The organism is Aureimonas altamirensis (assembly GCF_023702225.1).
Lineage (GTDB): Bacteria > Pseudomonadota > Alphaproteobacteria > Rhizobiales > Rhizobiaceae > Aureimonas > Aureimonas altamirensis_B.
This window is the reverse complement of the sequence record NZ_JAMQCO010000006.1, coordinates 106,076-117,892: the sequence shown is the minus strand read 5'-3', so window position 1 is coordinate 117,892 and position 11,817 is coordinate 106,076. Positions and strand designations below refer to the sequence as shown.

Here is an 11,817-nt window from a genome sequence, read left to right as displayed (position 1 = left end):
GAGGTATTCCATGTTTCGACTTCCCGGCCGTCGCGCCCGCCGTGACCGCGAGGGTCTTGCCCGCACCGAGCCCTTGCGGATCGTACGCGCCGAGCAGGAAGACAGGCTGGCCGACGAGGCCTTCGACCTCCTGATCGTCGGCGGAGGCGTTACGGGATGCTACTGCGCCTTCGATGCGGCGCTGCGCGGCTATCGCGTCGCATTGATCGAGAAAGACGACTTCGCGTCCGGCACTTCATCCAAGTCGTCCAAGATGGTCCATGGTGGGTTGCGGTACATCGAGCAGGGCAATCTCGGACTTGTCCGGCATTCCCTTCTGGAACGGCAGAGGCTGCGCCGCAACGCCGCGCATCTGGTGCAACGGTTGCCGTTCCTGTTCCCGATCCTGGAGCGCGACGGCATCTTCGATGCCCGAATGGCCAAGGCGTTCGAGGGCCTGCTCTGGAGTTACGATCTGGCCGGTGGGTGGCGCGAGGGCATCCTTCATCAGCGGCTCAGCGCAGCAGAGGTGCTGTCTCACTGTCCGACTTTTCGCGACGAGCAGTTGCGCGGCGGTTTCATGTATTTCGATGCCCGCGTCGACGATGCCCGGCTGACACTGGCGCTAGCGCGGTCCGCCGCCCACCACGGCGCAGCTATTCTCAACCATGCGCGCGTCATGGCGCTGACGCGCAATGGAGGAATGGCGGATGGCGCGCTCGTCGAGACCGCGTCCGGCCGCGAAATACGTGTCCGCGCAAAGGCCGTGGTCATGGCGACCGGCGTCTGGATGCGGGACTGGATGGGAGCGAGCGACGACGAGAGGCCGCTCCATGTCAGGCCGGCCAAGGGCGTGCACGTCGCAATTCCCTGGCTGAAAGTCCGCAACGACTGCACCGTGACGATTCCCGTCCCGGGGCGCAGCCGACGAGCCACCATCACGAGGTGGGGAAACGTTTCTTATCTCGGCACGACGGACGAGGATTATCAAGGCAGTCTCGATGATGTTCACTGCACGCGCGCCGAGCTCGATTTTCTGCTTGAGGGCGCCCGTTCGGCACTGAAGATCGACATCGATGTGGAGGACGTCGTCGGCAGCATCGCCGGTTGCCGCCCGCTCGTTTCGGCCTCGCCAAGCGGCAGCACGATGGATGTCAAACGCGACCATACGGTGCATCTCGGAAAAGACGGCGTGGTTTCCATCGTCGGCGGAAAGCTGACGACCGCGCGTCACATGGCGGAGCAGACGGTGGATGCCGTGGGCAAGGTATTGGGCGAGCGGCGCAAGTGCACGTCCCGAAAGGCCTGGCTGCTGGGCGCAGCCGGCTACGATGCGCAAGCCATTGTCGCCTCTGGCGGGATGGAGGCCCATCTAGGAGAGCGTTATGGCACCGAAGCCCGCTTCGTCAGCGACCTTATGGCCGAGGACGCGGACCTCTCCACGCCCATCGTCGAAGGGCTTCCCTTCACCGAAGCGGAAGTCCTGTACGCCGTGCGGCATGAGATGGCGGCGACGGTGGACGATGTCCTGTCGCGACGTATGCGGGCCCGTCTGATGGCCCGCGATGCCTCTGGCCGGGCGGCGGCGCGTGTTGGGCAGATCATCGGGCGGGAACTGAAGCTCTCGTCCAACGAGATCGCCAGTCAGATCGCCGGGTACGAGGCGGCGATACACAAAGAAAAATCGATCCTTACGGGAGAATATTGATATGATGAGCAAGGAAGCGGTGCGCCGCGGATACAATCGCGGCAACTACGTCGTCGGAGCGCCGACCCAACCGCATTACGCGAAGGCTATAGAGACGATCGGCGCTTCAGCCGGCCTTGCCCGCAATGCCGTAGAAGTTTCGCCGGACGTCGTTGCGGAGTTGCGTGACGCGGCGGACGAGGTCTTGACCACGCGGGACGATCTGGTCGTCAATACACGCGACTGGTGGGCCGGCACCATGATCGCGGAAACGGACGGCACGCCCGCGGCGGTGGACGGTGTCTTCGTGCGAATATCGACGGTGGAGCAAGTGCAGGCCGTCATGGCCATTGCCCATCGCCACCGCCTGCCGCTGACCGTCTCGGCCGGCCGCAGCAATGTGACGGGCGCAGCCCTGCCGCTACGCGGCGGCATCGTGCTGGACGTATGTGACATGAACCGTCTGGTCGGGTTCGATGCGGACAGCCAGATCGTCGAAGTGGAAGCCGGGATGTTCGGCGACGTCTTCGAGGATACGATCCAGAAGTCCTACGGCATGACCATGGGCCATTGGCCCTCCTCCTTCGGCATCAGCACCGTCGGTGGCTGGGTGGCATGCCGGGGCGCAGGACAATTGTCCACGCGATACGGCAAGATCGAAGACATGGTCTACGGGATGGATGTCGTGCTGGCTGACGGAGAGCTGGTGACACTGGGCGGCTATGCGCGCGCGGCCATAGGCCCCGACCTTCAGCAGCTCTTCATCGGATCCGAGGGCACCTTGGGCATCGTGGTGCGCGTCCGCTTGAAACTGCATCGCCTCCCTGACTACACCCGCGCCATCGCATACGGATTCGATAGTTTCGCAACCGGTCTGGAGGCTTGTCGCCAGATCATGCAGGGCGGCGCGAACCCGGCCGCGCTGCGCCTGTACGATGCCCTGGAAAGCGGCGTGCAGTTCGAAGAACCGGCGCTCAACGTGCTGCTGATCGCCGACGAAGGCGCACCGGAAATGGTCGATGCGGTGATGGCCATCAGCGAACGGGTCTGCGCCGGCCTTGGCCGCAAGCTGGACGGCGACGCCATCTTCGAGCGCTGGCTGGACACGCGCTACCTGACCGGCAAGAGCGCCGAGGGGTTCAAGCGCAGTCCCGGTTTCGTCGCCGATACGCTGGAGATGACGGGCTGCTGGAGAGACCTTCCGGCAATCTACGATGAGGTCGTCGCGGCTATCAACGCGGTTCCGGGCACGCTGGCCGGCTCGGCGCACCAGTCGCACGCCTATGTCGATGGGGCTTGCCTGTACTTCTCGCTTCGCGGAGACGTGGATGTCGAGCGCCGCGGCGCCTGGTATCGCGCCGCATGGGATGCCGCCAACGCCGTCCTCGTCCGGCATAATGCAGCCCTGAGCCATCACCACGGCGTAGGGCTCTTGCGCGCGCCCTACATGCGCGACAGTCTCGGCAGCGCGTTTCCGATTCTGGAGGCGGTGAAGGCGGCGCTCGACCCGGACAATCTCCTGAACCCGGGCAAGCTCGGCCTGTCAGCGGAAATGCCCCGCGACGCGGAGAGGTAATCTTGGCCCTGGACAGAACCATCGGCGAGAGACTGATGCGCCATCCGGTCATGGCGACGCTTTATGGCACCGAGCAGGTGGACACGTTCCTGGCCAGTCGTGCCGAGATCGGGATCGTGGCCAATATATCGCTGCGCCATGTGGCCGAACTGGTACGGACGCTGACTCGGCGTAACAAGCTGATCGTGTTGAATATCGATAGTTGCGAGGGTCTGTCCCAGGACAAGGGGGCAATCGAATTCTTGTCCGAAGCGGGGATTTCCGTTCTTCTGTCCACCAGGGTTCCGACGATCCAGAAGGCCGCGCAATGCGGCCTTCTGACCATGCAAAAGGTATTCGTCACGGATCGGTCTACCTGGCCGCGCAGCGTCAAGGCCATTTCGCAAAGCAGCCCCAACCTGGTGCAGCTGATGCCGGCGCCCATGCTGGCGCACATCCCTGCAGACGATCGAAAGCGCATGCCGCCTGCGGTGGCCTCCGGTTTCATATGCACGCAAGCCGATGCACAGGCGGCGTTGAAGCTGGGCGCTGTCGCCGTGTCATCCAGCAACGCCAAGCTCTGGAACATGGAACGGCCTCGATTGTGACAAAACCCGCACAGGCGGAGGACTTCCGATAGTGCGACTAAAATAGGATATTCAAAGTCAGCTTATACACGCGTAATCAGGAGCGGAGTTGTCCAGTTTCCTGCGCGGAGTATCCCATGCGCCTCGGCCATCGATTGTCCATTCTGGCGGCCTCGGTCGCGATACCCCTTTGCGCCCACGCACAATCGTCCGTCACGCTCGACACGGTGGTCGTCGAGGGTGCCGGCGGCGGTGGAACCGGCGGCACGTTCGGCACGGCGACGGGCCCGGTCGACGGCTATGTCGCGACGCAGACGCAGACCGGCTCCAAGATTTCGGCGCCCCTGATCGAGGTGCCTCAGTCCATTTCGGTCGTCACCACCCAGCAGATGGAAGATCGCGGCGTCCAGAATATCGGCGAGGCGCTCAACTATACGTCCGGCGTCGTGACGCAGCCCTTCGGGGCCGACCCGCGCTTCTTCTCGCCCATCATCCGAGGCTTCGAATCGACCGACAGCCTCTACATCAACGGCTTCCGCTTCATCCGCGATTTCGGCGCGCTCGCCTTCGAGCCCTATGGCTTCGAACGCATCGAGGTGTTGAAGGGGCCGGCCTCCGTCCTGTACGGCCAGGGCGCCCCCGGCGGGATCATCAACCTCGTGCAGAAGCGGCCGACCTTCACGCAATTCCGCAATGTCGGCGCCGAGATCGGCAACAACAACCGCTACGTCGCCAAGTTCGATGTCGGCGGCGTCTACAACGAGGATGTCAGCTACCGCATGGTCGGCCTCGGCCGCCTTTCGGAAACGCAGCAGAACTACGTCGACGACGACCGCGTCTACCTGGCGCCGTCGATCAGCTTCCGTCCCGACGCCGACACCAGCTTCACGCTGATGGGCAGCCTGCAGTACGACAAGGCGGATTCGCCCGTCGGCCTGCCCCAGGCCGGCACGCTGGACGGCAACCCCTATGGCCGCCTTCCGCCGAGCCTGTATCTGGGCGAGCCCGACTTCAACGATTCCGAAAGCTGGTTCGGCACGATCGGCTACGAGTTCAGCCATCGTTTCAACGAGGCGGTCGAGTTTCGCCAGAACGCACAGTACACGCGGCTCGACTTCAACTACCAGAACCTTTACTTCGCCGGCCTCGGCGCCGACAACTTCACCGTGGCGCGCGGCCCCTCCGTCCAGGACGAGCTGACAAACAGCTTCGGTATTGACAATCAGGTCGAAACGCAGTTCGAGACCGGCGTTCTCCAGCATACCGCGCTGATCGGGCTGGACTACCGGCAGAACAATCTCGACCGCTCGTCGAACTTCTCGGGCACGGCACTGCCCATCAACGCCTTCGACCCGGTCTACGGTACGCCCGTCATCGTCGACCCGGATGGCGCCAACATCACCAATGTCGACCTGAAGCAGACCGGCATCTACGCGCAGGACCAGATCCGTTTCGACCGGCTGGTCGTCACCGCGGGCCTGCGCCAGGACTGGTCGGACCTGTCCAATGCCGGCGGCAGCGTCGATGACGACGCCCTGACCGGGCGTGCGGGCGCGGTCTATCTGTTCGACAACGGCCTGGCGCCCTTCGTCAGCTACGCGACATCCTTCAACCCGATCACCGGGGAAACCTCCGACGGCGCACTGTTCAAGCCTTCGGAAGGCAAGCAGGTCGAGGGCGGCATCAAGTACCAGCCGGCAGGCTGGAACTCGTTCGTCACCGCATCGCTGTACCAGATCGAGCAGACCAACGTCGTCGCCAACCAGGCCGTGCCGGACGGCGGATCGCTGGTGCGCGAGATCACCCAGACGGGCGAGATCCGCTCGCGCGGCTTCGAACTGGAGGCTACGGCAAGCCTGACCGACGGGCTGAGCCTCGTCGGCAACTACACCTACTCCGACGTGGAGATCACGCAAGGGGACGACACCGTGGTGGCCGGCATCATAACCGCCACCACGACCGGCAACCGCCCGGCCAACGTGCCGGAACATGCCGCTGCCCTCTGGCTCGATTACGCGTTCCAGCCCGGAACGGTGCTCGAAGGTGTTTCGCTGGGCGGCGGCGTCCGCTATATCGGCTCGCGCTTCGGCAACAATGCCAATTCCATAGACCTGCCGTCCGCAACGCTCGTCGACCTTGCGATCCGCTACGAAAAGGATGATTTCAAGGCCGCTCTGAACGTCAACAACGTGGCCGATGAAGAGTATGTCGCAAGCTGCAATTTCGGCTGCTTCTACGGCGAGGGCCGCAGCGTCATCGCGTCGGTGGCCTACAAGTGGTGAGGTAGGGCATGACCGCCGCGCTTGACCGGCGCGGCTTCATGGCCGGCCTGGCAACCCTGTCGCTGATGCCGCGTGGTGCGGCGGCAAGCGTGCCGCAACGCATCGCCGTGCTGGACTGGGCGTTGCTGGAAACGATCCTGGCCCTCGGCGTGACGCCGGTGGCCGCCGTCGAGCTGGTCCTCTTCCGTCGCCTTGCGGTGGAGCCGGCGGTACCGCAAAGCGTGATCGACCTCGGATTGCGCGGCTCGTTCAACCTCGAGCTTCTCTTCAGCGTCCATCCCGACCTGATCTACATTTCGCCCTTCAACGCCTGGGCGGAGCCGCAGATCGCGCGGATCGCCCCCGTGCGGTCCTTTCCCGTCTTCGGTGGCGGACGACGGCCCATAGACCTTATGGAAGCCGCGACGCGGGGAATGGGCGAAGACCTCGAGCGCACCGAAGAGGCGGCCGTCTACATCGCGGGCACCAAGGCGCTGATCGCAACCGGCCGGCAGAATCTTGCGGTCCACGCCCGAAGGCCGGTCTATCTCGTCAATCTCGGCGATGCCCGCCATGTGCGGGTGTTCGGACCGGATTCCCTGTTCGGCAGCGTCATGGCGGATCTCGGTTTCGAAAACGCCTTCACAGGCGATACCCGCTATGCCGCCTCCGCCCCCATCGGCATCGAGGCGATGGCCGAGCGGCCGGACGCCATCGTCGTCGTCGTCGGCCCCGTGCCGCCGGATGCGGCCGCCGCCCTGCCGCACAGCGCCCTGTGGAAGGCCATTCCGGCCGTTGCGGCAGGGCGCGCGCATATCCTGCCGCCGATGAATGCCTTCGGCGGCCTGCCGACAGCGCGGCGGTTCGCCCGGTTCTTCGAGGCGGCGCTGTCCGGGTCCACCGACGGATGACGCACGCCCCTGACGACACGCGCCTGACGCCGATCCCCTGGCTCGTCGCCGCCGCCCTAGCCCTTTGCCTGTTTCTGCTGGAAGCCGTGCCGGCATGGCGCGCCGCACGGGCCGGCGGTTTCGACGCGGTCCTGTTCCACGCCACCGTGCTGCCGCGCGGCGCGATCGCGCTTCTGGCGGGGGCGGCCCTCGGTCTGTCCGGCCTCCTGCTGCAACGCGTCCTGCGCAACCCCATCGCCGATCCGTCCACGCTGGGTGTCGCCGCGGGCGCGCAACTGGCGTTGACGCTGGCGACGCTTTACCTGCCGGCCGCGCTGGCCAGCGGGCGCGAGCCGGTGGCCTTCATGGGCGGAAGCGTGATGCTGGGGCTGATCGTGGCGCTCAACTGGCGGCGCAAGCTGGAGCCTGTGGGAACGGTGCTGAGCGGTCTTCTCCTGTCACTGGTGGCGGCTTCCCTGAGCGCGGCGTTGACGCTGGCCAATGGCGACTATGTCATGTCGCTTTTCATCTGGGGCGGCGGGACTCTGTCCCAGGAAAGCTGGCTTCCGTCGATTACGCTGGGCATCCGTGTCGCGGCCGGCGCGGTGCTTGCGGCCCTGATGCTGCGGCCGTTGACCGTGCTGGGCCTTGCCGAGGAAAGCGCCCGCAGCCTCGGGCTCGGCGTCGGCGCCATCCGCCTGGCCGCGCTGGCGCTGGCGGTCTTCCTGGCAAGCTCCGTGACCGCGCTCGTGGGCATCGTCGGCTTCATCGGCCTTGCCGCCCCTGCGCTGGCAAGAGCCTGCGGCGCGCGGACATTGCGCCAGCAGCTTCTTCTTGCTCCGCTTGCCGGCGCGCTGCTTCTGTCCATCGCCGACGGACTGGTTCTCGCCATGACGACGGGCGGACGCGACCTGTTGCCCACGGGCGCTTTCACGGCGCTCATCGGCGGGCCCATCCTGCTATGGGCCCTGCCCCGGCTGCGTCTGGGGCTGCAGCCGGCCGACACCGGCATGGAGCGGAGGCGCAGCCGACGCCCCGAAACCCGGTTGGCCGCACTGGCCCTGGTGCTTCTGGCGGTCGTCGCTGTATCCCTGTGCGTCGGGCGGACAGGCACCGGCTGGGCCTTTGCGACCGGCGTCACGCTCCCCGAACTCCTGCCATTCCGCGCACCGCGCCTGGCGGTCGCCGCAGGCAGCGGCGGGCTGCTGGCGCTGGCCGGCTACCTCCTCCAGCGCATCACCGGCAATCCGATGGCAAGCCCGGAGGTGCTGGGCATCAGCTCCGGCGCGGGGCTGGGCCTCGCGGTCGTCCTTCTGACGGTCGACATGCCGACGCCATCGCTGCGCTTTACGGCAACTCTGGCCGGCTCCGCACTGGCGCTGCTGGCGATCCTGTATTTCGCGGCCCGCAATGCCGGCGGGCCGGAGCGGCTCCTGCTTGCCGGCATCGCCCTCGGCAGTTGTACCGGAGCGGCGGTGACCGCCGTCATCTCCGATGGCGGGCCCGAGGCGATGCAGATGCTGGAATGGCTCAGCGGGGCGATCCAGTCGTCGACGCCGACGCAGGGTATCGCCGCCATAGCGAGCGCACTTCTGCTGCTGCTGCCGCTGCCATTCATCGCCCGCTGGCTGGCGATCCTGCCGCTGGGCCGGGCGGGCGCGACGGCTCTCGGCGTGCCGGCCGCGCGGGCGACAGGGTGCATGCTGGTGCTGGCCGCCGTCGCCTCCGCCGCTGCGACCCTGCATGTCGGCCCGCTGTCCTTTGCCGGGTTGATCGGGCCTCATATCGCGCGGCGCATGGGGTTTTCGAGGCCGTTGCAGGAGGTAGCCGCCGCGGTGATGATCGGCGCGATCATGCTGGCGGGGGCCGATTGGCTGGCGCGCATGGTGGGCTTTCCCTACCAGATGCCGGTCGGCCTCTTCGCATCGTTGATCGGCGGAGTGTATCTCGTGGCCCTGATAAGCCGAAGGTGAAGCGGACGGTTCATATGTCTGCGCTACAATCCAGACGGGAATCGACGCACGCAGGAGGATATATCCATGCCGATGAAGGCTTCCGAACTGATGGTTTCGCCCATCACGACCATAAAGCCCGAAATGCCCGTCGCCGAGGTGGCGGCGCTCCTGCTGGACAAAGGGTTCAACTCGCTTCCGGTGGTCGATGACGCCGGCAACCTCATCGGTATCGTGACGACGACGGACCTGATCGTCCGCCGCAGCATCGATACGCTGTTGCCGTCCAACTGGTGGTCCTGGGATCGCAAGAACCCGCGCGAGATGCTGGAGCATTATATCCGCAGCCATGCCAACGTCGCCGGCGACATGATGTCGTCGAAGGTCCGAACCCTGCCGCTGGACGCAGACATGGCCGACATCGTGGCCGAGATGGTCGCCCGCAAGATCCGCTCCATCGTGGTGCTTGAAAGGCTGCGCCCCGTCGGAATCGTCACGCGCTCCGACATCCTGAAGGCGATCCAGAAGGCCGGGCGCCGCGAACCGGAGGCGATTTCCGACGAGGAGATCCGCCGACGCCTGATGGAGGATCTCAGGCGCCAGCCCTGGTTCTATCTGCGTGACGAGAACGTCCGTGTGGTGGACGGGATCGTTCATTACAGCGGCAATCTCTCGAGCCAGCGCGAGCGCCTGGCGCTGCGTCTTGCCGCAGAAAGCATGGCGGAAGTGCGCGGCATCGAGGATTCCACCCGCGTGGACGTGTCCTGGAGTTGACGCTCCGGCGGGATGGACGAGGCCATCCGCCTTCTCTAAGCTCTTGAGTGGGAGAAACAGTCGAGGGAGCGCGCCGTTGGGAGGCGGCGCGGATCAGCCATCGTCTCCGGATCGAAGCACGCGCGCGAGATCGAGCTTGCCAGTCGCGGCCATGCAACGGGGCGCGACGGCCTCGTGGTGGAATCCTGGCAGCGCTGCCTGACACGTCACGGGCTGGACCCCGCAACGGCCTGCGAAGCCGTCATCGTGCCGCAAACGCGCCTGAAGGAGCATCGGCAACAATCGGAAGAGCTCGTCCATATCGCGCGGTCCGGGCTTGAGCGCCTGTACGCGCAGGTCGCCGGCCAGAACTACGTCCTGCTTTTGTCCGACATGCAGGGCGTGACGGTGGAATTCATGGGCGATCCGCATTTCGACCATCGCCTGCGGCGTGCCGGCCTGTATCTCGGCTCCGAATGGCTGGAAGAGCGCGCCGGCACCTGCGCCATCGGCGCCTGCCTCGCCACCGGCGAGGCCCTGACCATCCATCAGGACGACCATTTCGACCTTACCCATACGCCGCTCTCCTGCACGGCCGCGCCGATCTACGATGCGCTGGGCGGGCTTGCCGCGGTGCTGGACATTTCGTTGCTGTCGTCGCCCACGCCCAAGGTCAGCCAGAACCTGGCGCTACACCTCGTCACCGCCACCGCGCGGCGTATCGAGATGGCAAATCTGATGGCCTCGCAGCGGCGCAACTGGGTTTTGCGCCTTTCCCAATCGCCGGAATTCCTGGACGTCGATCCGGATGCAGCCGTGGCCGTGGACGCCGCGGGCCGCATTTGCGGCATGACGCATCGCGGTGCCCGGCTGCTCGGCGCCAGCATCGGCCAGGCATCCGGCGTATCGCCGGGCCTTATCGGGGAAAGGCTGGATCGCTTCTTCCACATCGGGGTGGACGGGCTGCCGGATCTGACGCGGGACCGGCCGGCCCATGAAAGGCTGTTGCGATGCCGCGACGGCAGCGTCGTCTTTGCCCATGCGATAGAGCCGCCGACGCGCTGGAAGACGGCCCGCCCGCCCGTCGAACCCGTCAGGCCGGCGGCATCGGCACTGGACGGGATAGGCGGAGACGACATCAGGATCGAGAGGGTACGCGCCCTCGCCCTGCGGCTGGCGCCATCGACGCTGCCCATCCTCCTCCAGGGAGAGACGGGAACAGGCAAGGAGGTCCTTGCCGCCGCCATCCATGCCGCATCGGGCCGCGGGGGCCGTTTCATCGCCATCAATTGCGCGGCCATCCCGGAAGGCTTGATCGAATCCGAGTTGTTCGGGCATGCGGCCGGCGCCTTCAGCGGAGCCGGCAAGGCGCGCCGGGGCCTGGTTGAAGAGGCCGATGGCGGGACGCTGTTCCTGGACGAGATCGGCGACATGCCCTTGGCTCTCCAGACGCGTCTTCTGCGCGTTCTTTCCGAAAAGGTCGTACAGCCGGTCGGCACGTCGGAGGCACGCGGCGTGGATATCCGCATCCTTTCGGCAACCAATCGGAACCTTGCCGAACTCGCCTCCGCCGGTCGCTTCAGGCAGGATCTTCTGTACAGGCTCAATGCGGCCGCGCTGGATCTTCCGCCGCTGCGCGAGCGGAGCGATTTCGACTGGCTGGTCGCGCGGCTTCTAGGCCCGGCGGCGCCACGCCTGGCCGATGCGGCACGAGAGGCGTTACGCCGGCACGACTGGCCCGGCAATATCCGGGAGTTGGCCAATGTTCTGGCCTATGCCGGCGCCGTGGCGAGCGCCGGCCAGATCGGCATCGAGGATCTTCCGCCCGCCCTCGTCCAAGGCGGCGCCGCGCCTTCTGCCGCGCCCCCGGGCGAGGCTCAGCGCCTGTGCGCAACGCTCAAGGAGGCCGGCTGGAATATTTCCGCAGCGTCGCGGCGCCTTGGCGTAGACCGCACCACCCTGCATCGCCAAATGCGCCGCCTCGGGGTTACGCGGCCGAACTGACGCGTCCGCCGTTGCGCAACAGGTGTGGCGTCCTGCAACGGTCTTGTGGCGACGCCGACGCGAAAGGCCGCGAATGCGGGCAATTTCCTCTCTGGCATGCGGCTTGCAACATCCGAACGGCAATCGGGATCGGCCAGGATGGCCGGCCA

At 66.0% G+C, this 11,817-nt stretch carries 8 protein-coding genes; all 8 read left to right on the top strand.

Annotated elements, in window-relative coordinates; translation table 11 throughout:
• Positions 1–10 precede the first annotated feature (10 nt).
• The 8 genes from NDN16_RS11625 to NDN16_RS11590 all read left to right on the top strand — a co-directional run bounded on the left by NDN16_RS11625 (position 11) and on the right by NDN16_RS11590 (position 11,668).
• Positions 11–1,687, top strand: coding sequence for a glycerol-3-phosphate dehydrogenase/oxidase (locus NDN16_RS11625; RefSeq protein WP_251113747.1), 1,677 nt, complete (start codon positions 11–13; stop codon positions 1,685–1,687).
• Between the two features lies 1 nt (position 1,688).
• Positions 1,689–3,242, top strand: coding sequence for an FAD-binding oxidoreductase (locus NDN16_RS11620; RefSeq protein ID WP_251113746.1), 1,554 nt, complete (start codon positions 1,689–1,691; stop codon positions 3,240–3,242).
• A 2-nt stretch (positions 3,243–3,244) separates the two neighbouring features.
• On the top strand, positions 3,245–3,829 hold the full coding sequence (locus NDN16_RS11615) for a glycerol-3-phosphate responsive antiterminator (protein WP_251113745.1): 585 nt from the start codon (positions 3,245–3,247) through the stop codon (positions 3,827–3,829).
• A gap of 116 nt (positions 3,830–3,945) precedes the next feature.
• On the top strand, positions 3,946–6,090 hold the full coding sequence (locus NDN16_RS11610) for a TonB-dependent siderophore receptor (RefSeq protein ID WP_251113744.1): 2,145 nt from the start codon (positions 3,946–3,948) through the stop codon (positions 6,088–6,090).
• Positions 6,091–6,098: 8 nt separating this feature from the next.
• Positions 6,099–6,980, top strand: a complete 882-nt coding sequence (locus NDN16_RS11605) for an ABC transporter substrate-binding protein (protein WP_251113743.1) — start codon at positions 6,099–6,101, stop codon at positions 6,978–6,980.
• A complete protein-coding gene (gene fhuB / locus NDN16_RS11600; protein ID WP_251113742.1) occupies positions 6,977–8,932 on the top strand; it encodes a Fe(3+)-hydroxamate ABC transporter permease FhuB in 1,956 nt (651 codons plus the stop codon). The genes NDN16_RS11605 and fhuB overlap by 4 nt, the downstream gene beginning before the upstream one ends.
• Before the next feature lie 66 nt (positions 8,933–8,998).
• The gene (locus NDN16_RS11595; protein WP_251113741.1) at positions 8,999–9,685 is read left to right on the top strand and encodes a CBS domain-containing protein; all 687 of its coding nucleotides are present in this window, start codon (positions 8,999–9,001) and stop codon (positions 9,683–9,685) included.
• Between the two features lie 99 nt (positions 9,686–9,784).
• Positions 9,785–11,668 carry a sigma-54-dependent Fis family transcriptional regulator gene (locus tag NDN16_RS11590; protein WP_251113899.1) on the top strand — a complete coding sequence of 628 codons (1,884 nt, stop codon included), beginning with the start codon at positions 9,785–9,787 and terminating at the stop codon, positions 11,666–11,668.
• The last annotated feature ends 149 nt before the right edge of the window (positions 11,669–11,817 follow it).